The sequence below is a fragment of the Sorangium sp. So ce119 genome, from assembly GCF_051524405.1.
Lineage (GTDB): Bacteria > Myxococcota_A > Polyangia > Polyangiales > Polyangiaceae > Sorangium > Sorangium cellulosum_G.
On sequence record NZ_CP150310.1, the window covers coordinates 8,691,310 to 8,713,388 of the forward strand.

Genomic DNA, 22,079 nt, shown 5'->3' on the forward strand with positions numbered 1-22,079 from the left:
GCCGTGATCAGGGCGAGGCCCGTACGAGCAGCAGCTCCTCGAGCGTCGCGGTCAGCTCGTCGACCCGCACCGGCTTCGTCAGGTAGCGGTAGAACCCGGCCTCCTCGGCGCGGCGGGTGTCCCGCGGCATCGCGGCCGCGCTGAGCGCGATGACCGGGATGGCGCGGGTCTCCGGCCACTCCTGCAGATGGCGCTGCGCCTCGTAGCCGCTCATGCCGGGGAGGTTGATGTCCATGATCACGACGTGAGGCCGCCGCGCCCGCGCGAGCTCGATGCCGATCTCGGCGTTCGGCGCCGTGATCAGGTCGATCCGCTCGAACTCCGAGATGAGCGCCTCCATGAACGCGATGTTCGAGGGGTTGTCCTCCACGTAGAGCACCGCGTAGCGCGCGCCGCCGGCCTCCGTGAGCGGCGACGCCCCCGCGCGCTCGCTCGGCTGCCCCGCCGCCTCTTCCGCCTTCACCTCGTGCGCGGGCAGCTCGATCCAGAACTCCGACCCCTCGCCCGGCGCGCTGCGGAAGCCGACGCCGCCGTCCATCATCTCCGCGAGCCGCTTCGTGATCGCGAGCCCGATCCCCGTCCCCTCGATCGGCCCTGTCTCCTGGCCGGCGCGCTGGAAGGGCTGGAAGATCTTCGCGTGCTGCTCGCGCGCGATGCCCATGCCGTCGTCCGCCACGCAGACCCGCACGCGCCCGCCCGCCGTCACCGACACGATGAACGTCGCGCGCCCGCCCTTCCGGCCGTACTTGATCGCGTTCGACCCGTAGTTCATGAGGATCTGCGCGAACCGCGTCCGGTCCGCCACCACCTCCGGGATGTCCACGGGGAGGGGCGTCATGGCGATCTCGACCCCCGCGCGCTGGGCCATCGGGTCCAGCGTCGCCTTCACCTCGGCGAGCACCTCGGGGACGCTCACGGGCTCGAGCGACACCGCCACCCGCCCGGCCTCGATGCGCGAGAGGTCCAGCACGTCGTCGATGAGCTTGAGCAGGTGCTCGCCGCCCTTCATCACGTACTCGATCCGCTCCCTCTGGCGCTCGGTGAGCGGCGTCTTCTTGTCGCGCTGGAGGAGCTGCGCGAAGCCGAGGATCGCGTTGAGCGGCGTGCGCAGCTCGTGGCTCATCGAGGCGAGGAACTCGCTCTTCGCGGTGCTGGCGGCCTCGGCGAGGGCGCGCGCCTTGCGGAGCTCCTCCGCGCGCTGCACGTCGCCGGTCATGTCCCAGATCGTGCACACGGTCGCCCCCTCGGCCGTGCGGCGCTCGGTCACGCGCAGGCTGCGCCCGTCGCTCGACCCGAGATCCAGCGCGCCGCTCGGCGCCGCGTGGTAGGCGAGCATCCTCGCGCGGAGCGCGGCCGCCGGCTCGCCGTCGAGCGTGAAGAGCCCCGCGCCGAGGCCCTCGTCGAGGAGCTCGACGTAGCTCCGGCCGACGATCGGGCCGCTCCCCCGCCCGCCGAGCCACTGCCGGTACGCGCTGTTGCAGAGCGCGAGCCGATCCTGCGCGTCGAACACGGCGAACGCGCCCTGGGCGCTCTCCACCGCGCTCCGCAGGAGATCGCTGGAGCGCTGCGCCACGGCCTCCAGGCGCTTGCGCTCGCTGATGTCGCGGATCGCGCTCGAGACGAGCGTGCCCCCCGCGGTCTCCAGCGGGCTGAGGCTGATCTCGATCGGGAACTCGCCGCCGTCCTTCCGCCGGCCGAACAGCTCCAGCCCCGATCCCATCGGGCGCGCCCTGGGCGCGCCCGTGAACGTCGAGCGGTGGCCCACGTGAGAGCGCTGGAACCGCTCCGGGAGCAGGACCTCGACCAGCCTGCCGAGGAGCTCGCCGCGCCCGTAGCCGAACATCCGCTCGGTCTGGACGTTGACGAACACGATGCGCCCCCGCTCGTCGACGACCACCATGGCGTCGGGCGCCGCGTCGATGAGCTGGCGGAACTTCTCGTCGTCGAGCTGCGGCGCGCCGAGCCCGTCCTGCGCCTGCTCGGGCGACGACGCGCGCTCGCCGGAGGATCGTTCATTCGTCATCGGGGAGCCTCACACAGAAGATCGCGCCGGGCGCGTTGTCCTCGATCCAGATGCGGCCGCCGTGCGCCTCGACCGCCATCTTGCAGAACGCGAGGCCCAGGCCGCGGCCGGCCCGGTGGAGGGCCTCCGCGTCGCCGCCGAGCTGGGTGAAGCGATCGAACACCCGCGCGCGCAGGTCGGCGGGCACGCCCGGCCCCGCGTCCGCCACGCGGATCTCGACCGCGGCGCCGTCCTTCACGGCGCTCACGGCCACCGCCGTCCCGACCGGGGCGTGGTGGATCGCGTTCTCCAGGAGGTTCTCGACGGTGCGGCGCAGCAGGTCCGGGTCGGCCCGGACCGCGGGCGCCTCGACGGCCTCGCGCAGCGCGATCGACCGGGAGCTCGCGCGCAGCTCGAGCGCGGCGAACACCTCGAGGACGAGCGCGCGGAGGTCGACGCGCGCGCGCTCGGGGGCGAGCCGGCCCTCCTCGCTCTTGCTGATGTCGAGCAGGTTGTAGATGAGCCGCAGGAGCGACCGCGCCTCTGCGCGGATGTGCCGCGCGGAGTCGCGCGCCGGCTCCGGGAGCGCGCGGTCGCGGAGCAGGAACTGCGCGTGCAGATCCATGCTGCTCACCGGGTTCTTCAGGTCGTGCACGACGAACGCCGTGAGCTGCTCCTTCTGGAGCTGGAGGCGCATGAGCGCGTCCCGCTGCTGCCGGACCAGCTCGACGTGCTCGCGCAGCTCCGCGCCGAGCCGGCGCAGCCGGAGCGCGGCCTGCACCCGGACGAGCAGCTCCGACGGGCGCACGGGCTTCGTCAGGAAGTCGTCGCCGCCGGCGCGCAGCGCGCTGTCGAACGTGTCGACGTCGCGGAGCGCGGTCAGGAACACGATCGGCGTGCTCGCGCCGCCGGGCAGCGCGCGGATCCGGGCGCACACGGCGAAGCCGTCCATGCCCGGCATCCGCACGTCGAGCAGCACGCAGTCCGGGCTACAGCGCTCGAACTCGCGGATCGCCTCCTCGCCCGAGGTGGCGAGCACGACCTCGTAGCCGTCGTCCTCGAGCGTCGCCTGGGCCAAGGCGCGGTTCTGCTCGTTGTCATCGACGACGAGCACCCTGGATCGCACCCCCTGCTGCTCCATGCGCGCTCGGCTCCGGCGGCAGAGTACACGAGGGTCGGCGCCCCCACCATACGTCGCGGCGCGCGCCGGCGCCGATCGCGGCGAGGCGCCCCTCGGGGCGCTGAAAACAGCGACGGCCGGGGCGAGCGCTCGCAGCGCTCCGCCCCGGCCGTCTCTCGTCGTCACGCGCGGATCACGCCCGGATCGCGCGTGGATGCCGCGCGATCACGCGCGCCCGGCCGCGGCCCGCGCCGCCGCCAGGCTCGCGCTCACTGGCGGGGAGCGATCTCCAGCTTGGCCATCACGTTGGCGCTGGCCGTGAGGCTCGACTCGATGTTCTCGACCGCCTGCGTGATCGCGTTGGTGGCCGGGATGATGCAGGCCCCCGCCTTCACGCTGCCCGTGACCGCGCCCTCGAGGGTGCCCGCGGCCTCGACCACCGCCTCGGCGTTGGCGAGGAGGAGCTCGCCGCGCGCCTGCGCGACGACGAGGAGCCGCGGCAGGTTCGCCTGGAGCGTCGAGATGACCGCGTCGGCCTCGGCCGCGCCCGCGATGCTGATCGCGGGCTCCTTGCAGCTCGCCCGCGCGCTCGCGCTCGCCTCGCAGGAGCCGCTGCACTCCGCGCTCCCCTGGCACTCGGCCGACGGCGGCTTGAGCTGAGCCCTGCACTTCGGCGCCTTGAACTGGACGTCGCACGAGCCCGAGCAGTCGGCGTTGCACTCCACCTGCGCGTCGGCCGCGAGCTCGCACGAGCCGCGGCACTGGCCCGTACAGGTGCCCTCGCACTGACCGCGGCAGTCGCCGCCCTCGGTCGTCGCCGAGCAATCGCCGTCGCACGCGCCCTCGCAGGTGCCCTGGCACGTACCCTCGCAGTTGACGGCGAGGTTGGCCGAGCCCTCGCACGAGCCGGTGCACTGCCCCTCGCAGCGGCCCGAGAGCTCGCCGGGATCGCAGCGCGCGATGATCTCCGCCGGGGTGAGCTGGCACTCGACGTTGGCGCTGCACCGCGCCTCGCAGTTCGCCTGCACGCTCGCGTCGACCGTGCAGCTCGGCGGCTGGAAGGAGATCGACAGACCGGCCGTCGCGTCCCCGAGCTGGTCGATCGCGAGCTCGCACCACGCCGACGCCCGCTCGCTCGGCTTTGTCGCCGTGATCGTCGCCGCGTCCGCGCCGAGGTCCAGCGCGATCGCCTGACAGGCGGCGCTCACGTCGGCCACCATGGCGCCCGCGGCGCCGGTGAAGTCCGACACGGACTGCATGAACGCACCATAATTGAGCTCCGCGTCGCCCTCGAGCCCCCACTCGACCGTGGCGAGATCGGCGCCCGGCGTGAAGTCGCGACAACAGAGGTCGTTCTGCAGCTCCGAGGCCTTGTCACACCCCATCACCGGAATGACGGAGAGCCCCGCCAGCGCCAGAGAGAATGTCGCGATTCGCCACGTCACACGGATGTTCATCAGGAAACTCCTTGGTTCTTTGTCGGGAGCGCCGCATGCGGCCGGATCGCCACGGAGAGCGGCGACGGACCATGAGGGCGACCGCGCTCCTTGCGAAATCGGCGGCCGCCGCCGAGGCAGGGCGACAATAACTCATAAATCGCCCCGGCTGACAAGGGCCACCCTGCAGAATTGTTACCGCGCTCAACACGGCCCTAGGGCGCTGCCCGTCAGCAAGGCAGCAATGCACGACGAGATCTGTTGTTGGCTGTCTCGGCGCCGTGCGCCACGCCCGGATTCCGGGGTCGCGATGGCCGCGCCGTCCAAGCAACCATGGTGACGCGCCATGACACGGCACGTCGTGGGTTCACACAGCCATCATCGAATAACCGTTGCAGAGCTCGCCCGGGCCGTAGGACAATGGCCCGGTGAAGACGCTCGGCCCCTCGCTCGCCCGGTTCGCCCGACTCGCGCGGTTCCCTCTCGTGCTCGCGCTCATCGCAGGTTGCGGCGGCTCGTCCGACGACGAGCCCGCGACGGGCGGCCAGGCGGGCGAGCCGCCCCGGATGAGCGGGATGACCGCGGCCCACAACCGGGCGCGCGCCGCGGTCGAGCCGCCCGCCGACCCGCCGCTGCCCGGGCTCTCGTGGTCGCCCGAGATCGCGGCGGTGGCGCAGGCCCATGCCGAACGGTGCGAGTTCGGCCATAGCGAGAGCAACTACGGAGAGAACCTCTACGCCTCGAGCGGCGCCTCGACGCCGGAGGACGTCGTCGCCGCCTGGGTCGACGAGGCGGCGAATTACGACCTCGCGACCAACGCCTGCAGCTCGACGTGCGGCCATTACACGCAGGTGGTGTGGGCCGACTCCGCGCGGCTCGGCTGCGGGGTCGCCGATTGCACGGACGGCTCGCCGTTCGGCGGCGGCGCCTGGCAGCTCTGGGTGTGCAACTACGATCCTCCCGGCAACTTCATCAACGAGCGCCCGTACTGAGCCACGCCCGCCGGCGGCGATGAGCGCGCCGGCGGCGATGAGCGCGCCGGCGGCGATGAGCGCGCTGTAGGCGATGAGCGCGCCGGCGGAGGTGGCCCGCGCGCCGCCCTCCGGTCCTCCACGCCCCGCGCCCGCTCTGGTATCGCAGCCGCGATGGACTTCGGATGGACCCCCGCCCAGCGCGCCGTCCACGACCGCATGCGCGCCCTCGGCGCCGAGGCTGACGCCGCGGCCCCGGACGATCGCATGCGCGTCCTCGCCCGGGGCGGCGCCCTCGGCCTGCCCATCGCCCGCGATCTCGGCGGCGAGGGCCTCGACCTCGTGACGACGGCGCTCGCCTACGAGGGCCTCGGCGCGACGCTGCGCGACGGCGGCGTGCTGCTCGCCGCAGGGGCGCACCTCTTCGGCGTGGCGCTGCTGCTCGCCCGGGTGGGCACCCCGGCGCAGCAGCGCGCGTGGCTGCCGCGGATGGCGACCGGCGACTGCATGGCCACGGTCGCCGCCACCGAGGCCGGCGCCGGCTCGGACGTCGCGTCGGTGCAGGCCAGGGCCGACCGCACCGCCGCCGGCTACCAGGTCACCGGCGAGAAGCGGTACGTGACCTGGGCCGACCGGGCCGACGTCTACTTCGCGGTCGCGCGCGACGGAGGTGGCGCCGGCGGGGCGCCCGCGCGCGGCCTCACGGCGCTGCTCGTGCCCCGCGACGCCGCCGCGGACGCCCGCGCCGTAGCGGACGCCGCCGACGCAGCGGGCGTCCGCGTCGGCGCGCCGCTCGCGACGGCGGGCCTCCGCGGCGCGCGGCTCGCGCCCGTGTCGTTCCGCGGCTGCGAGGTCGGCCCCGACGCGCTCCTCGGCCGCGCCGGCGCCGGCCTCGCCGTCTTCCAGATCGCGATGACCTACGAGCGCGCGCTGATCCTCGCCTTCCGCCTCGGCGCCATGGAGCGCGCCCTCGGCGAGGCCGTCCGCTTCGCCCGGGAGCGCGAGCTCGGCGGCCAGGCGATCGCGCGCCACCAGGCCGTCGCGCACCGCGTCGCGCAGATGAAGCTGCGGCTGGAGACGTCGCGGCTGCTCGTCTACCGCGCCGCCTGGGAGCTCGATCAGGGCCAGCGCGGCCAGGCCGAGGCCGCGCTGGCGAAGTGGCACGCGGCGGACTCGGCCGTTCTGTTCGCGCTGGACGACCTCTGGCTGCGCGGCGGCGCCGGCTACCTCGAGGAGAGCGGCCTGCCGTCGGCCGTGGATGACGCGCTGGGCGGCAGCATCCATTCGGGGACGTCCGACGTGCTCGCCACGGTCGTCTCCCGGTGGCTCGGCCTCTAGTTCCGCCCTCCAGGAGCCCGGCCATGGATCCGGATGGAGATTTCAACGCAAAGGCGCAAAGGCGCAAAATCAAGAACAAATGCATACACTTGCGCCTTTGCGCCTTTGCGCCTTTGCGCCTTTGCGTTGAATCTCTCCTCTCGCGAGGCAGATCCCTGGCAGGAGTTCTGCCCACGGTACTAGCCGGCTGCGCCACGCGCCCGCGAGGGCCCGCGCCGGCCGAGGGTCGCCGGCGCATCGTGAGGCCGGCACTAGCCAACCCAGGCCAGCGCCTTTACCAAAGGGAGGACCGCGCGCGCCGGCCGAGGGTCGCCGGCGCGCCGCGCCCCGTCCGCCGGCCCCCCAGGGGGCCCAACCAGGAGCGATATGACCGAAGCGACCGACAATCCCCTGCTCTCTCTCGGCTTCGAGATCCCGTTCGATCGCATCCGGAGCGAGCACGTCGAGCCCGCGGCGCGCGCGCTGCTCGACGACGCCCGCGCCCGGCTCGAGGCCCTCATCGCGGCGCCCGGCCCCCGCACCTACGAGAACACCCTGGGCGCGCTCGAGGCCGTCACCGACCGGCTCGATCGCGCCATGAACGTCGTCTCGCACCTCGAGTCGACGTCCACGACCCCCGCGCTGCGCGCCGCGTACAACGCCGTCCAGCCGGAGGTCAGCGAGTTCCTGAGCGGCATCGCGCTCAACGAGGGCGTCTACGGCGCCCTCAAGGCGTTCGCCGCCACGCCCGAGGCCGGGGCGCTGACGGGCCCGCGGCGCCGGTTCCTCAAGAAGACCCTCGACGACTTCCGCCGCAGCGGCGCCGAGCTCGACCCCGCCGGCAAGAAGCGCCTCTCCGAGATCGACGTCGAGCTCGCGACGCTCACCCTGCGCTTCTCGCAGAACGTCCTCGACGCGACGAACGCCTTCGAGTTCGTGATCGAGGACCCGGCCCGCCTCGCCGGCCTGCCGCCGAGCGCCGTCGAGGCCGCCCGCCAGAGCGCGCAGGACCGGGGCCTCCAGGGCTACCGCTTCACGCTGCAGGCGCCGAGCTACATCCCCGTGCTCACGCACCTCGACGACGCCGCGATCCGCGAGCGCTTCTACCGCGCCTACAACACGCGCGCGACCGAGGGCGAGCACGACAACCGCCCGCTCATCCGCCGCATCCTCGAGCTCCGCTGCGAGAAGGCGAAGCTGCTCGGCTACGCGACCTTCGCCGATCTGGTCCTCGAGGATCGCATGGCGAAGACGGGCGGCGAGGCGCGCCGCTTCGTCGAGACGCTGCGGGCGCGCACCGCGCCGGTGTTCGAGCGCGAGAAGGAGGAGCTCGCCGCCTTCCGCCGCGAGATCGAGGGCCCGGATGCGCCGCCGATCGCGCCGTGGGACGTCTCCTACTATGCGGAGAAGCTGCGCCGCGCCCGCTACGACTTCGACGACGAGGCGCTCCGCCCGTATTTCCCGCTCGATCGCGTCGTCTCCGGCCTGTTCGAGATCGCCCACCTCCTCTATGGCGTGCGCATCGCGCCGTGGCAGGACGCCCCCACGTGGCACCCGAGCGCCCGCGCCTACAAGCTCATCGAGGCGGACGGCGCCCAGAGCGCCGCGTTCTACCTCGACTTCCTCCCGCGCGAGCAGAAGCGCGACGGCGCCTGGATGCACGGGCTCGTCACGGGCGCGCCGCGCGAGGACGGGCGCGAGAACGGCGAAGGCGGCGAGGACGCGCGCCACCTCGAGGTCCTGGCGGGCAGCTTCACCCCGCCGGTCGGCGGCCGCCCCGCGCTCCTGAACCACCGCGAGGTCGAGACGCTGTTCCACGAGTTCGGCCACATGATGCACCACGCCTCGAGCCGGGTGCCGATCCGCAGCCTCGCCGGCACCAACGTCGCCTGGGACTTCGTCGAGCTGCCCTCGCAGATCATGGAGAACTGGTGCTGGGAGCGCGAGGCGCTCGACCTGTTCGCGCGGCACCACGAGACGGGCGCGCCCATCCCGGACGACCTGCTCCAGCGGATGCGCGCGGCCCGCACCTTCCGCGCGGGCGCCACGACGATGCGGCAGCTCGGCTTCGCCGAGATCGACCTCACGCTCCACATGGACTGGGGCCCTGGCCGCGGCGATGTCGTCGAGCTCGCCCGCGAGGTCCTCTCGCGCTACTCGCCGGTCCCGCTGCCCGAGGGCTACGCGATGATCGCCGGCTTCTCGCACCTCTTCTCGAGCCCGGTCGGCTACGCGGCCGGCTACTACTCGTACAAGTGGGCCGAGGTGCTGGACGCCGACGCCTTCTCCCGCTTCCAGGAAGAGGGCCTGTTCAGCCGCAAGGTGGGCGACGCGTTCCGGAGCCAGATCCTCTCGCTCGGCGACACGCAGGACCCGATGGACCTCTACAAGAGCTTCCGCGGCCGCGAGCCCACCCTCGACGCCCTGCTCCAGCGCAGCGGCCTCGCCTGAGCCCCCGGAGCTGAGCTCCCGAGTTAACCGGTTCAGTCGAGCGCGCCAGGCCATCGCGGGGTCCCCGGCGTGTGGCGTGACGGCAATCCTTGCCATGTCCCGGTCTTTCAGGGCTGGCAAACTTTGCCAGCACGGCAATGCTTGCCGCGCGCATCCTGGCCCCACTGGCGATCTCGATCGCGCGGCAGCCGCTCGTGCGCCGCGCCCGGCGCGTCGCGCCGCCCGCCTTCGCCGGAAAGGCCCTCACGCGGCGGCGCGGCATGCCGGTTGCGATAGCGCTCCGCGAACCCGGCTGTGACGGCCGCGCCTCGCCCCGAGGAGGCGGGCCGAGCCGGTACAGCGTGAGGCGGAGCCAGGTCGGGAGCGCGAGCCGCTCCGAGCGACCCGGTCCGCCTCACTCCGGGGCGAACAACAGTCCGCGATCTTGAGGAGACCTTCGAATGCGACTTTCACGTTTCATGATGACCACCTCGTGCGCGCTCGTGCTCGCAGCCTGCGCACAGGGGACCGACACGGAGGAGCAGATCGTTGATGAGGCGGCGCAGGCCCTCGTGACCCCTGCGTCGGTGCTCGGCTTCGAGAGCACCGCCGACTGGACGGCCTCCGGCGCCGTGAAGAGCGCGAGCGTGGATCACTCCCAGGGCAGCTCCGCGCTCGCCGTGCGGAACTTCAGCTTCGTCGAGCTCCAGTCCGTGCCGCTGACCACCGTGTCGGGCGTGACCTCGACGATCGCCTTCGACCTGAAGGCGCCTGTGTCGCCCGCCTTTGGCAACGCGCAGCTCGTCGTGAACATCCCGTCCCGAGGCGTGCACACCGTCTGGCTGGGCCAGGTGAACCTCGCGGGGCTGCCCGCGGGCACGTTCAGCCCGATCTCGTTCAACGTGCCGCAGAACGTCGTCGACGCCCTGCGCCAGACCTACAGCGATCTGACGTTCAAGATCGTCCTGAATGTCCCGCACACGACGACCGATTACGTGGTCGACAACCTCCGCTTCGTGGGCGGAACGCCGGCCGGCCATTCCAAGGTGGAGCTGCGCGTCTCCAGCGCGGACGACCGCCTCGTCTTCTCGGTGAACGGCCTGCAGCGGAGGGTGTTCCCCATCGACGATCCGAGCATCGGCCAGCGCATCGACGTGAGCGACTGGTTCGGGAGCGGCGTCAACGATCTCCGGGTACAGACCCTCAACACCGGAGGGCCGACGAGCTACGGCGTCGAGGTCTGGGTCGACAACCAGCTCGTCGTGAACGATTCGTGCCCCGCGACCCTGTGCAACGGCCAGGACGTCCGGACGGGCATCGTGGCAGATCGGACGTTCTCCTTGAGCACCCCGAACCGACCTGCGCGCCAGCCTGTCACCGTGACCGCGGTGAGCGCGCAGCCCGGCAAGGTGTACGTGAACGACGTCTTCACGGGGCGCACCACGCCCACCACGCTCTCGCTGCCGCCGGGCGACTACACCATCGGCGTTGGGCTCGGCACCCAGTCGCCGCCGTACGACTACACGGGCTCTTACCGGGAGCAGAACGTGACCGTCAGCGCGTCGCCCGTGGCGGTCGACATCACCGCGAACCCGCCGCTCGGGATCCAGGAGGATACCCGCATCGGCATCCTGCCCATCCGGAGGAGCATCAACTACGTCGCGTCGCTGGGCGGACCGGACCCGTCGAACACCGGCGTGCTCTCCGACGACGACATCACGGATCTCTTGACGCAGGCGAGGGCGACCAGCGCTCGATGGCTCGAGCCGCTGTCCTACGGGCTCGCCAAGTGGACCGTCGAGGTCCTGCCCACCGTCGAGGACGTGCCGATGGTCGAGCAGAACCACGACGGGTGGGACACCGGTCGCTTCCGGAGCGAGTTTCCGACCGCGGCCCTGGAATCCCAGTACGACATGATCGTGCTCCTCTTCCCGCAGCACCAGGCCGACGGATCCTTGGTGGACGACGAGTGCAACATCGCGTGGGCTTTCGACGAGCAGTTCATCGGTTTCCCCACCACCTTCACCGGCGGTGGGATCGGCGTCCCGAACCCCGGGTTCCTCCACGAGGTGATGCACAACTACGAGTCGTACAACGAGAACGTTCTGCGCTCGTACAACGGCATCCATGGGCTGCACGGCTCCGAGATCCACGGTTATTACAGCGGGTCCAACGGCGAGGTGGATTTCGTGCACTTCTATCGCCACTTCCTCCGCGGTCAGGTCGCCGAGCTCGGTGGCATGCGTCCCGATGTCGGCTGGCCCGCCATCGGGGAGGTCTCGGAGAACTCGGATCTCTACCTCGGCGTCTTCCCGGTCCTGCGCCACGGCTTCCTCGTGCGGTGACGTAGCGCGGTCCGCCCCACGAACCTGACCCCTCCTCGACATCCCTAGGCCCGAGAAGACCATGTTCTTCGCGCGGCGCGGGGAGGGCCGATGTCTGAGCCCAGATGAGAAAGCTCCTCCGGCGAAGCCGGAGGAGCTTTGTCTCAGGCGAGTCCGGCGGGGCCCCCGCGCAGCGCGAAGAACACGGTCTCCTCGGGCCGGGCCCCGCTCGAGGAGCCCCCCGCAGGAGTCACCCGCTCACTTGATCGAGAAGTTGCACGCCGAGAGCGGCGCCGCTCCCCCGACCATCGTCCAGTTGTTGATCGACCGGATGCCCGCCGCGACCTGCTCGGTCCTGAACGCATACCGGTACGCGAGCTGCACCTCCTGGCCGTTCAGCGGGCGGATGTACACCGCGTACCGCTTCGACCCCGGCTCGACCACCATCCGGACGGTGTACGTCGTGCCCGCGGTGTACCGGAACGCCGTCATCGCCTGGTAGCTCGTCCCGTTCAGCACGCGGACGTTGCCCTGCCGATCGAACACCACGCTCGCCGCGAGCTCGCTCGCCTGGTCCGCGGCGCCCCGCGACACCCCGATCGTGCCGTCGATGTTCGACGCGGTCGGCGTCACGTCCCAGGTCGCCGTGAAGGTCCCCCACTGGGTCGGCAGGGGCGTGTTCGCCCACTCGCCCGGGTCGACCGACGGGCACGACGCGTCCGGCGTTGGTGTCGTCGGCTCGGCCGGCTCCTCGGGCTCGGTCGGCTCCGTGGGCTCGGTCGGCGTCGTCGGCTGGGACTGCGCCACCCCCGAGCCGAACTCGAAGGCGCCGATGTCGACCGCGCCCACGGCCGTCCGCGCCAGCGCGGTGCCCGGGGCCGCGAGCGCCGCCTTCGGCGGGTGGAAGAGCGGCATCGCGAGCGGCGCCTTGATCTCGCGCCCCGAGATCCCCTGGATCTGGCTGACGCCCGCGTTCCGGAGGGGGCTCGTCGAGAGCAGCGACACGTCGCGGTTGGCGAGGCTCGTGAAGCCGGGATCTCCGCTCACCTTCACCGTCCCCGCGAAGCCGGAGGGCACCGCCGTGCCCGTGGGAACGGCGTTGTTGACGCCCTTGATGATCGGGCTGCCCGTCGCCCACTCCGCGTCATCGCGGAACACATCGATGGTCCCGCCCCCGACGCGGTGGAAGACGTTGTTGTGCAGCTCGACGCTCTCGACGCCGAAGTGCATGTGGATCGCCGCCTTCGACCCCTGCGCCAGCAGGAAGGTGTTGTTGACGAACCGATACCGCCCGTTCGTCTCGCCCGTACCGTCGCCGCCGATGCGCACCACGTACTGCGTGCGCGTCTTGCGGAAGACGTTGCCGACCACGTCGGAGTCCTCTCGCGCGAGGCCCGGATCCTGCCCGTCGGGCCCGATGAGCTCGAGCTCCTTCCAGTACCCGCCCTCGATCCAGTTGTGATAGATCTCGTTCCGCTCCGCGCGGGTCTTCACCGCGTTGCCGCCGTTCGCGTCGTGGATGTAGCTGTGCTGCATCCGGAACACCGCGCCAGGATACTTGGATTCATCCGTCGCGATGTAGATCGGGTGCTTCGTCTCCCCGGCGCCGCACTTGTACACTTCCACGTACTCGAGGGTCAGCGAGCCCGAGTCGCTGTCCGCGCCGAGGATGCCGTGCGCGGGGCAGTCGTGGACGACGGTGTCGCGGATCGTGAGGTCGTGGCCGTGGGTGAAGATGCAGCGGGACGTGCCGCCCGTGACCTCGAACCCCTCCATCACGATGTGGTTCGCGTTGAGCTGGATGGTGTTGGCGCCGCCCTTCAGCAGCGGCCGCTTCCCGTTGGCCCGGACGCCGCGGATGGTGACCTTCGCGTTCGCCGTACCGCCCTTCTTGAGCCAGATGTCGCCCGGGTACGTCGCGTTGCCGTCGACCTCGACAACGTCGCCCGGCGCCAGCCGGCTCGCCACGTCGGCGAGGGTCTTGTAGGTCCGCGTCGGGCCGACTCGGTACGTCGTCCCTGCAGCTTGCTCCTCCGCGTCGAGATCCTCCGCGGTCACGTCCTCGTCGAGCGGCGCGCAGCCGAAGCCGACGATCGACACCGCCGCGATGGAGGCGATGAACTTACCGGCGGCAAACGACCGCGACCCAAAGCCCTGAGAAATCGAATGCATGGCTTTTTCTCCCCCGGCGTCGTCGAACCCCTGCGGTGAACAGGACCGTTACGGCCGAAGGCAACAGGGGGCAGAAGAGGAGCCTCCCGCTGTTTGCCTTCGCGCCGCGAACCATCGGTGCAGACCATTCAGCAACCGAAGGGGCGGATACCGGCGCTCTCGTGAGACAACTTATTCCTGGAACGGCACGAAGGGTCAAGACGAAATGCTTTCGCAAACCAAACGATCGGCCAATTAGGTCGCACACCTGAGCTGCTTTTCACATCAAGGTTGCAAAAATTCGATGCAAAACTGCAATGCGCAGTTCGGCCGCTCCTGTGGGGAAGGTGGTTGGACGTGGTCGGTCGCTCGCTCCGACGTGGCCGAAATCCCCCGAAAATGTTGGGCAAAACCCATCCCCGTCACGTTCTCCATGCCAGTTGACGACCTTCACCTACCCGCCCCCGCATGCCCGAGCTCGATGGCGACATCGACGACCGCGCGGAGGCGGCATCTTCGCTCGGCACACGCACTGTTTCTGCCATCGACCACGAGCGGAGCGCGTGGAGATCGGCGATCTCACCGCGCGTCTCGCTCGACCTGGAGAAGCAGCGGCAAGGCGCCCTGATCGCGCGCTCGAGACGGACTCCTGGACGGCTGCAGCGGCCTTGCGAGCGTGGCCGGGGGCGAAGCGAGCGTCGCCGGGGGCTGACGAGGAGATCCGCCGGATCCACGGGACGGGCGCGCCGTCCGCCGTGCGCCGGCGACGAAAAACCTAAGTCCCGGCTTCGACGGAAAAACTGAACGGGTTGTCAGGAATACGGAAAAGAACGACACGAATCCGGTAGAGGATTCAAGCTCTTTCCTGGATTCCCGACTTCCTGTTCAATCCAGGGGACAGCGTCGATTCGCTCGAGCGCTCGAGCGCTCGACGAAGAACGGAAGACTCCGCCGTAGCGGCCGGATTCTGCTGTGAATCCGAGAATTTCGCCGCATCTCCGCGCGTCGGCATCTCCCGCGCTCGCGCGGTGATCCGAGGGAGTCCGCGGCGCCGTGGGCCGGCTCAGCGTCGTCCCTTGAAGCCCATCATCTGCTGGACGACCGCCTCGCTCTCCTCGGCGATGGCGCCCTCCTGGGCCGCGCGATCGGCGCAGTCCTCGCAGACCTTCTTCTTCTTGCTTCCGACCTTGATCGTCTTGAGCTCGTCGACCTCGCTGTCGCACTCACGGCACGTGGGCATCGCCGGACCTTCCTTTCGCGGCCAGCATATCGCACGGCGCCGGGCTCGTGCTCGCCCGCGGCGCCCCGACCGCGGGGCTCGCCTGCCCGATGTTTGGCCAGGGTGCCGCGCGCGGCCTACGCTCGGGGCCGGCACGAAGTCCCTCAGGAGGAACGCATGGATCGAAGGCAGGGCGCGCGCGCGCAGGTCGACTTCCCCGTCTCGGCGCTCGTCGACGGCCACAGGCACCGGTGCCGCGCCATCGATCTGTCGCCCACGGGCATGATCGTCGAGCGCGCGCCCGCGCTCGCGGGCCGGGCGCTGCCCGCCGTCACCCCGTTCGAGCTCGATCTCGGGGTCGGGCGCCCCATCCGCCTGCGCGCCCGCCCTGTGTGGGACCGCGACAACCTGCTCGCCGTCCGGTTCGTTGTCATGAGCGACGCCGACCGGCTCACCATCGCCGAGCACCTCGACGACAAGGCCCGCCGCCGCGAGCCGCTCCACTGAGCGGGCCGCGCCACGGCGCGCGCCGCAGGACGCCCCCGCGGCCGAGGCCCCGCCCCCGACGCAATGCGCGGCTGCAAGGGTGAAATCGCAGGAATGCAACGTCGGGGGATGCGCCCGGGACACCGGGGCGGAATTGCTCAGGATCCCGCTCTTTCCGCGGTGGCACGCGAGCTGCTAACTCCCTGGACAGCGTTGCTGGTGCGGCCTCTCCCCCCCCCGGGCCCCGGCGACGCTTTTTCTTTTTGTCGCCGCCTAGGTCGACGCTTTCCGCCGGCGCGCGGCGGCGATCGAGGCCCGCGGGATGTTGGCGGCGGAGCGGCGGAGCTCGTCGAGCGCGTGCTCGGGGAGGCGCGGCGCGCGCGGCGCGGTGTGGCGCGGCTCCTCGGCGGCCCGCGGCTCCTCGGCGGCCCGCGGCTCCTCGGCGCGCGGCTCGGCGGGGGCGGTCGCGCGGATGCCCAGGTACGGCCAGAGGCTCTCGCGGATCGCGGACGGCAGGACGTTCTCCAGGTACTCGAGCGCGGTCCCGCGGAGGTGGGCGTCGTCGGCGTGGAGCGCGCGGTAGGCGATCTCGAGCGGCTCGCGCTCCAGGCAGAGCGAGAGCACGCGGAAGACGTGCTCCAGGCTGCGGCTCGTCCGCTCGACGAGCAGGCGCTCGGCCGGGGGCGCGTCGCCCGGCGGGGCCGCGTTCGGGGGCTGGGCGTCCCACACCCGGCGGTCGATCTCGATCTCGCGCGTCGCGGCCTCGATCACGTCCTCGCGCCGCAGGTGGATCGGCGCGCGCTGCTGGAGGAGCCGCGCGAGCGCGACGCCGCACTGGTAGCGCACCTCGAAGCGCTCGTCGGCGAGGCCGAGCATCAGCCCGTCGGCGGCGCGCTGGGTGGGGCACGCCTGGAGCACGCGCGGGACGCGGCGCCGGACGGCGACGCTCACGGACGGGTCGAGGAGCACGTCGAGGAGCTGGCCGGTCGCGCGCTGGGCGACGCTGCGGAGCGCGCGGATCGCCTCCGCGTTGAGCCCTTCCCGCTCGAGGAGCGGGATCACGTGGGGGACGAGCGAGAGGTCCACCTCCCCGGCGAGCGCCCGGCGGACGCGACCGACGTCGCCGGAGCGGAGATCGGCCGTGGCCGCGAGCACCGGGTCGGCCGCGAGCGCCGCCGACGCGGCCCTCGCCGAGAGCGGCCCGTCGGCGAGCCTGCCGTCCCCCGCCGGGGCGCGCGGGCCGTCGCCGGGCGCGCCGACCGAGACGGGCCCGCGCGCCGAGATCGGCGGTCCGGCGTACGACGTACGCTCGCCGTCCCGGCCCGGGGCGCGCCCGGCGTCGGTCGGCGCGCCCGCGCCCTTGCGGAGCGCGGCGAGCTCGGCGAGGACCTTGTCCCGGCTGAGCGCGTCGACGGTGCCGCTGAGGGTGCGGCGGGTGGTCGCGTCGACGACGTTCGCGGGGTCGAGCGAGACGGCGCCGGAGCGCAGGCTGCCCTCGAGGGCGGCGACGTAGCCCCGGTGCAGCCGCGGCGTGAAGAGCAGCGTGACCCCCGTGGCGGCCGTGCCGAGGCCGAGCAGGAGGGGCAGCGACCCGCCCGGCGCGAGCACGAGCAGGGCCATGGCGAGGCCGCTGCCCACCGCGGTGCCGATGCGGTCGAAGCCGACGTCGATGAGCGTCTTGATCGACCGCTTCTGGTCCGGGGGCAGCGGGGTGTAGAGCAGCTCGTAGCCCGAGCGGAAGAGCGAGTTCCTGAGCACCGCCTCGGTGGCGCGGACGATGGCGGCGGCCCAGAGCCGCGGGGCGATCACGATGGAGAGGGAGCTCGTGAGGACGGCCGCCGGGAGGATGCCGATGGTGGCGGCGAGCCCGAGCCGGTCGAGCGAGAAGGTGGCGGCGAGCGACTGCACGAGGAACGACAGCACGCTCACCGAGAGGTGGAAGAGGGCGAAGAACGAGAGCAGCTCGTTGCGGTCGCGCATCGCGGCGGCGGCCTCGGCGCTGAGGGCCACGTCGAAGAGGGCGCCGCTCACGGCGCCGAGCCCGACCAGCAGGGCGAGGTCGCGCAGGTGGCCGCTGTCGCGCAGCGCCCCGAGCCCCGCGGGGCCGGCGCTCGCGCCGGCGTCGGCGCGCGCCTCCTCGCCGGCGGGAGCGGCGCCGGCGGCGCTGGCGGACGGGGCGAGCGGGAGGTGCCGGCCGAGCAGGTAGGTGGTCCCGGCGCTCAGCGCGCTCGCCGCGGCGAGGGCGAGGAGCATGGTGGGGGCGTCCATGACGCGGCTGGCGCGCCACGCGAAGAGGCCGCCGACGACGCCGCCGAGCGTCCCGCCGCCCGCGATGCGCCCCATGGAGCGGCGGGCTGTGTGGGGGTCGAAGCGCTCGTTGACGAGCGACCAGAAGGCGGAGATGAGGGTCGCGCCGAAGACGGCGATGTGCAGGTAGAAGACGAGGGCGGCGGCGCCGGGGGCACGCAGGGCGAGGCCCCACTCCAGGGCGAGGAGGACGGAGCTCGCGCCGAAGAGGGCGGGGACGACGCGCGCGGGGGAGAGCCGGAGGAGGGCGCGCGAGATCAGGAGGACGGCGGCGAACGACAGCGCCGCGCCGGCGGCCATGACCTTGGGGACGTCGGCGGCGCCGAAGCTGGCGAGGAAGAGGGCGTCGCGGGTGGCCCGGCCGGCGACCTGCTGGGCGATCATGGCGCCGGACGCGATCGCCGCGATGAGGGCGTACCTGTCGCTCGCGCTCCCCTCTTCCACCGGTTCTCCGGGCATCCTAGGCGGGCTCGGCCGCGAGCACGCGGGCGTCGGTCACGATGGTGCCGAGCGGAATGTCGCCCTCGGTGGTCGGCACCTCGGCGATGAGCTGGAAGTCGAACGCGACGCCGACGGTCCGGGCCGGCGGGGAGAAGCGCGGCAGGGTGCTGTCGTAGTAGCCGGCGCCGTAGCCGATCCGGTGCCCCCGGGGGTCGATCTGGAGGGCGGGCACGACGATGACGTCGAGCGCTGCGGCCTCCTCGTCGGCGGGGTCGGGCTCGCGGAAGCCGAGGCCGCGCTCCTCCATGACTTCGGGGTCGGCGACGAAGCGGAAGGTCATGACGCGCGACTCCGGGTCGATGGCGGGGTACGCCACCCGGACGCCGCGGCCGCGGAGGAGCGGGTCGAGCTCCCGGAGGTCGACCTCGTTGCGGTCCTCGATCGGGTAGAAGAGCGCGACGCGCCGGGCGGCGGCGAGGGCCGGCAGCTCGGCGAGGGCGCGCTGGATGCGGCGCGACCGCTCGAGGAGGGCGCCCTGTGGGATGGAGCTGCGGAGCGCCCGGGCGCGCTTGCGCAGCTCGGCCTTCGCGCGGTGACGCAGGGCGGCTTCGGCGTCGGGGTGCATGGCTCGGTCGATCCTCCGGCGGGCATCCTAGTCTCGCGCGTCGGAAATCGAGCCAGGGATTCCTGAGGCGCGCTGCGAGGCGGGCGGGGAGCGGACGCCGGGCGGGGAGCGGATGCCGGGCGCGAGGCGGCGGGGGCGCGCGGGACGCGCGCTGGGAGCCCACGGACGAGCTCGGTGGCGCCGCTCGGCACCGTTCGTGCCGGCGGCGCCTGGGTCCGGGAGCGCCCGGGCGGCTGCGAATCGAGGATGGATCTCGGTGTGCCAGCGGAGTAGAAGCCGTCGACGCGGGAGGCGAGCGATGTTCTGGGATGATTTCAAGAAGTTCGCGATTCGTGGCAACGTCGTCGATATGGCTGTCGGCGTCGTGATCGGCGCGGCGTTCGGCAACATTGTCAAATCGCTGGTCGATCACCTCATCATGCCGCCGATAGGCCTGCTCACGGGCGGCATCGATTTCAGCCGTCACTACATCGTCCTGAAGGCGCCGACCGGGCCCGGTCCCCACACGACCATCGACGAGATGACGAAGGCTGGCGCGGTCCTCCTCCAGTACGGCCAGGTGATCAACAACCTGGTGAGCTTCTTCATCGTCGCCTTCTCGGTGTTCCTGCTGATGCAGCTCATGGGCAAGCTCCAGAGGAAGCACGAGGAGGCGGCGACCACGAAGGAGTGCCCCGAGTGCGCGATGAGCATCCCCATCAAGGCGGTGCGCTGCGGGCACTGCACGGCGGCGCTGAAGACCGCGTAGCGGAGAGGCCACGGGGGCGTGGGCGGCGCCGCTGGAGGCGCCCCCGCCGCTCGCCGTCGCCGTCGCCGTCGTACCGCATCCAGTGGATCTGCCTCGCCGCCAGCCCCCGCTCCACGACGAACCGGTCGCGGTGGTCGACGTTGATTTGCTCCAGCCGCCGCAACTTCTCGTGATGGTTGTGAGGTAGAGCGGCGCGCCCGGCACCAGCCGCAGGTGCAGCTCGTGAATCGGAAGTCCTCGCCCTTGCCCGTCCTGACCTGAAGCCCGGTTGGAGCCAGCCTTCGCGCACGCGCGCTGCGCACTCGCGCTGCGCACTCGTGCGCGAACGACCGTGCCAACGGCAGCCACGTGCGCACGCGTTGACACAAACTCCAGGCGCTCGGGGGACGAGCCTGGGCGAGGACTTACGATTGATGGATGGAGGGGGGAAATCCTCCCCAAGGCGGCATGCTCGATCGCTTCTCCAGTTTGCTGCGCGAACCGGCCAGGTGTCGGGCCCGAGAGAGGCGACCCACCGTGTTCGGCCTTACTTCAAGACGTCGCACAGCGCGGCCCAGCGCGTGATGTACTGCGACGAGTCAATCGACGTACGAGCGGCCGATGCCTTCGCATACATGTTGGTGTTCACGGTGTTGGGCAACCACTTGGACGGCGTACCCAGCAGCAGCTTGTAACCTGGATCCGTATCTCTCACGGGAAGCGTGTCCACCAGCACACTCCCAAGCGAGACTTCCTTATCCCTGCGTGTGGCATTAACGTGGGATTCGCCTACCCCATCGCAAAGAATCGACGCAGCTTCCTTCGCGAGGTTCAGCGGTCGATTCGGGGATGAGGTCCCGCTTGCCCGTACAGCGCTCCGGCTTGGGTACCATGCGACCTTCAACGCGATAGTCCCGTCATCGCTTGCCAATCCTGCGACGCCAACCTCTGCAAATGCCGGAGTACCCGCCATGCGCCCCGCCCATGTCGACCTCCATCCGGCCGTTGACTTGTATATATTTTTACTCCCAACCCAGGCGATGCTTGCCTTCTCAAAAACATCGGCGGCGACGCCCGAAGAAACCACTTCCCATCCGCGAAGCGAGTCTCCGAGATGCAATGCGAGGAGCCCCGACTCGTGAATGTCACCAGAGAGGACGAGAAGGCGATCATTCCTACAAGCAGAGAGCTTCTTATTGAGTGCTGCCAAGATCTTCCGCTGCTCCACTGAGTGCTGCTGGTGGCCCCAGCTGTCCCGCAGGTCATCCTCCAGCTCAGCCCGCACGGCTTCGCCGATGGACTTGCTGGAGGCTGCATCGACGAAGAGGGGCGTCGCACTCCCCAGGACCCACAGGTCGCCGCCCTTCGAGCCACACGTTGGCGCCTTCGTCGGGTCGAGCCCCAGCCACTGGTGCAGGCTCGCAAGTTGCGCGTCGCCGAGAACTGCCTGCTGCTCATTGGGCTGCAGCTTATTATCCCAGCGCCTTGCCGACCTGGAGTCCAGCACAAAGAAATGCACGCGAGGACCGGCATCGAACTGCGTATGCGCGGGGGCGTGTTCCGTGCCGGCATCGACACAGGCCCGATGATCAGCGGCGCCGCCACATCCCGGGTTGCGCAACGCTTGCCACGCCACGAATGCGCTACGCGCGGATTTATACCACGCGGACCATTCACCTTCGCCTTCATCACCATGCGAGCCCCAGCCGTCTCGGATCTCGTGATCGTCCCACATCATCACGGTCGGGAGGGCGTTTAGGGTCTGTCGCATGAAAGGCGAGCCCAGGAAATGGGCCGAGTACAGGTCCCAGAAGAATCGCCCAGCCCGCTTGGAGCGGCCCTCCAGGCGCCAGTTGGCTGAGTTCGCTCCCCCGAACGCAGCGAGTGTCTCCTCCTGCAACCCGATCTCATCGGGATCGGTGTCGACATAGACTTGGTCGCCGAGCGCCAGGGCGAAGGAGGGCCTCTTCGGCATCGCCGAATCCAGTACGAGTTTCCCCTGCGCCCGAACGGCCAGCAATGCTTGTGATAGTGCACTGGGCACTGGAATCCTGGGCTGCCCGCTGTGGTACCCGAACGGCTCATCGCAGCTCCACGCGAGGAAGCTGAACTCGTCCTGGAGTTTCGCGGGAGGTGGCGCCGCTGACGACTCGACCTGGGATTTCGCGGGAGGTGGCGCCACCAGCGACTGCTCACAGCGGCGGAAAGTGTGCCCCTCGAGAGGGAATTCTTGAGTAGACGGAAGCTCGGATGGGCATTCCTGATCAATGCACCATCGCGCTTCTCCCGACAGCGCGTCCGTGGTCATAGCGGGCATGCACTGCGACACGCTGTACATCGGCTCATTGCCAAAAAGACGGCGTGCACGAAAATCCTCCACCGACCATGACATCTTGGTTACGATGCTCTTTCCGGCGGAGCACCCAGTGAAGAGGAGTGGCAACATCAAGGGCGCAACACAGGCGACCTTGCGGATTATCGCGAAGACACTTCGGATCTCGAGCATCATGTCCCATAAAACCA

The 22,079-nt window shown here is 71.0% G+C and carries 14 protein-coding genes; 6 read left to right on the plus strand and 8 right to left on the minus strand.

From position 1 onward, the window contains the following. Window positions 1–7: 7 nt before the first annotated feature. From WME76_RS32855 to WME76_RS32865, 3 genes are all read right to left on the minus strand, one after another. A complete protein-coding gene (locus tag WME76_RS32855) occupies window positions 8–2,023 on the minus strand; it encodes a PAS domain S-box protein (RefSeq protein ID WP_437956188.1) in 2,016 nt (671 codons plus the stop codon). Next, a complete protein-coding gene (locus tag WME76_RS32860) occupies window positions 2,013–3,143 on the minus strand; it encodes a hybrid sensor histidine kinase/response regulator (RefSeq protein ID WP_437956189.1) in 1,131 nt (376 codons plus the stop codon). The genes WME76_RS32855 and WME76_RS32860 overlap by 11 nt, the downstream gene beginning before the upstream one ends. A gap of 248 nt (window positions 3,144–3,391) precedes the next feature. Then, entirely contained in the window at window positions 3,392–4,579 is a 1,188-nt protein-coding gene (locus WME76_RS32865) for a hypothetical protein (protein ID WP_437956190.1), read from the minus strand. A gap of 407 nt (window positions 4,580–4,986) precedes the next feature. Between WME76_RS32865 and WME76_RS32870 the strand changes: the two genes are divergently transcribed. The 4 genes from WME76_RS32870 to WME76_RS32885 all read left to right on the plus strand — a co-directional run bounded on the left by WME76_RS32870 (window position 4,987) and on the right by WME76_RS32885 (window position 11,621). Continuing rightward, complete coding sequence (locus WME76_RS32870; RefSeq protein ID WP_437956191.1) at window positions 4,987–5,550, plus strand: CAP domain-containing protein; 564 nt, start codon at window positions 4,987–4,989, stop codon at window positions 5,548–5,550. A 153-nt stretch (window positions 5,551–5,703) separates the two neighbouring features. Continuing rightward, on the plus strand, window positions 5,704–6,867 hold the full coding sequence (locus WME76_RS32875) for an acyl-CoA dehydrogenase family protein (protein ID WP_437956192.1): 1,164 nt from the start codon (window positions 5,704–5,706) through the stop codon (window positions 6,865–6,867). A 366-nt stretch (window positions 6,868–7,233) separates the two neighbouring features. Next, window positions 7,234–9,297: a M3 family metallopeptidase gene (locus WME76_RS32880; RefSeq protein ID WP_437956193.1), complete on the plus strand. Its 2,064-nt coding sequence runs from the start codon at window positions 7,234–7,236 to the stop codon at window positions 9,295–9,297. 440 nt (window positions 9,298–9,737) lie between these two features. Next, complete coding sequence (locus WME76_RS32885) at window positions 9,738–11,621, plus strand: hypothetical protein (RefSeq protein WP_437956194.1); 1,884 nt, start codon at window positions 9,738–9,740, stop codon at window positions 11,619–11,621. 237 nt (window positions 11,622–11,858) lie between these two features. On the opposite strand, the gene WME76_RS32890 is transcribed toward WME76_RS32885, so the two are convergent. Together WME76_RS32890 and WME76_RS32895 are read right to left on the minus strand one after the other, a co-directional pair. Continuing rightward, window positions 11,859–13,772 (minus strand): right-handed parallel beta-helix repeat-containing protein, encoded by a 1,914-nt coding sequence (locus WME76_RS32890; RefSeq protein ID WP_437956195.1) that lies wholly within the window; start codon window positions 13,770–13,772, stop codon window positions 11,859–11,861. A gap of 1,042 nt (window positions 13,773–14,814) precedes the next feature. Beyond that, window positions 14,815–14,991: a hypothetical protein gene (locus WME76_RS32895; protein WP_159397796.1), complete on the minus strand. Its 177-nt coding sequence runs from the start codon at window positions 14,989–14,991 to the stop codon at window positions 14,815–14,817. Window positions 14,992–15,147: 156 nt separating this feature from the next. Between WME76_RS32895 and WME76_RS32900 the strand changes: the two genes are divergently transcribed. Then, on the plus strand, window positions 15,148–15,477 hold the full coding sequence (locus tag WME76_RS32900) for a PilZ domain-containing protein (RefSeq protein WP_061612867.1): 330 nt from the start codon (window positions 15,148–15,150) through the stop codon (window positions 15,475–15,477). Between the two features lie 252 nt (window positions 15,478–15,729). Here WME76_RS32900 and WME76_RS32905 read toward each other — a convergent pair whose 3' ends face one another. Both WME76_RS32905 and WME76_RS32910 read right to left on the minus strand, forming a co-directional pair. Then, window positions 15,730–18,207, minus strand: a complete 2,478-nt coding sequence (locus WME76_RS32905) for a hypothetical protein (protein WP_437956196.1) — start codon at window positions 18,205–18,207, stop codon at window positions 15,730–15,732. A 16-nt stretch (window positions 18,208–18,223) separates the two neighbouring features. Continuing rightward, window positions 18,224–18,829 (minus strand): 5-formyltetrahydrofolate cyclo-ligase, encoded by a 606-nt coding sequence (locus tag WME76_RS32910; RefSeq protein WP_437956197.1) that lies wholly within the window; start codon window positions 18,827–18,829, stop codon window positions 18,224–18,226. A gap of 298 nt (window positions 18,830–19,127) precedes the next feature. On the opposite strand from WME76_RS32910, the gene mscL reads away from it, so the two are divergent. Next, window positions 19,128–19,577, plus strand: a complete 450-nt coding sequence (gene mscL, locus WME76_RS32915) for a large conductance mechanosensitive channel protein MscL (RefSeq protein WP_437286167.1) — start codon at window positions 19,128–19,130, stop codon at window positions 19,575–19,577. Window positions 19,578–20,103: 526 nt separating this feature from the next. Here mscL and WME76_RS32920 read toward each other — a convergent pair. After that, on the minus strand, window positions 20,104–22,065 hold the full coding sequence (locus WME76_RS32920; protein WP_437956198.1) for an alkaline phosphatase D family protein: 1,962 nt from the start codon (window positions 22,063–22,065) through the stop codon (window positions 20,104–20,106). Window positions 22,066–22,079: the final 14 nt, after the last annotated feature.

Excerpts from the sequence above, each read along its gene's own strand:
- WME76_RS32855 (WP_437956188.1), bottom strand. The coding sequence starts at position 2,023 with ATGACGAATGAACGATCCTCCGGCGAGCGCGCGTCGTCGCCCGAGCAG.
- WME76_RS32860 (WP_437956189.1), bottom strand. The coding sequence starts at position 3,143 with ATGGAGCAGCAGGGGGTGCGATCCAGGGTGCTCGTCGTCGATGACAAC.
- WME76_RS32865 (WP_437956190.1), bottom strand. The coding sequence starts at position 4,579 with ATGAACATCCGTGTGACGTGGCGAATCGCGACATTCTCTCTGGCGCTG.
- WME76_RS32875 (WP_437956192.1), top strand. The coding sequence starts at position 5,704 with ATGGACTTCGGATGGACCCCCGCCCAGCGCGCCGTCCACGACCGCATG.
- WME76_RS32880 (WP_437956193.1), top strand. The coding sequence starts at position 7,234 with ATGACCGAAGCGACCGACAATCCCCTGCTCTCTCTCGGCTTCGAGATC.
- WME76_RS32885 (WP_437956194.1), top strand. The coding sequence starts at position 9,738 with ATGCGACTTTCACGTTTCATGATGACCACCTCGTGCGCGCTCGTGCTC.
- WME76_RS32890 (WP_437956195.1), bottom strand. The coding sequence starts at position 13,772 with ATGCATTCGATTTCTCAGGGCTTTGGGTCGCGGTCGTTTGCCGCCGGT.
- WME76_RS32895 (WP_159397796.1), bottom strand. The coding sequence starts at position 14,991 with ATGCCCACGTGCCGTGAGTGCGACAGCGAGGTCGACGAGCTCAAGACG.
- WME76_RS32900 (WP_061612867.1), top strand. The coding sequence starts at position 15,148 with ATGGATCGAAGGCAGGGCGCGCGCGCGCAGGTCGACTTCCCCGTCTCG.
- WME76_RS32910 (WP_437956197.1), bottom strand. The coding sequence starts at position 18,829 with ATGCACCCCGACGCCGAAGCCGCCCTGCGTCACCGCGCGAAGGCCGAG.
- mscL (WP_437286167.1), top strand. The coding sequence starts at position 19,128 with ATGTTCTGGGATGATTTCAAGAAGTTCGCGATTCGTGGCAACGTCGTC.
- WME76_RS32920 (WP_437956198.1), bottom strand. The coding sequence starts at position 22,065 with ATGATGCTCGAGATCCGAAGTGTCTTCGCGATAATCCGCAAGGTCGCC.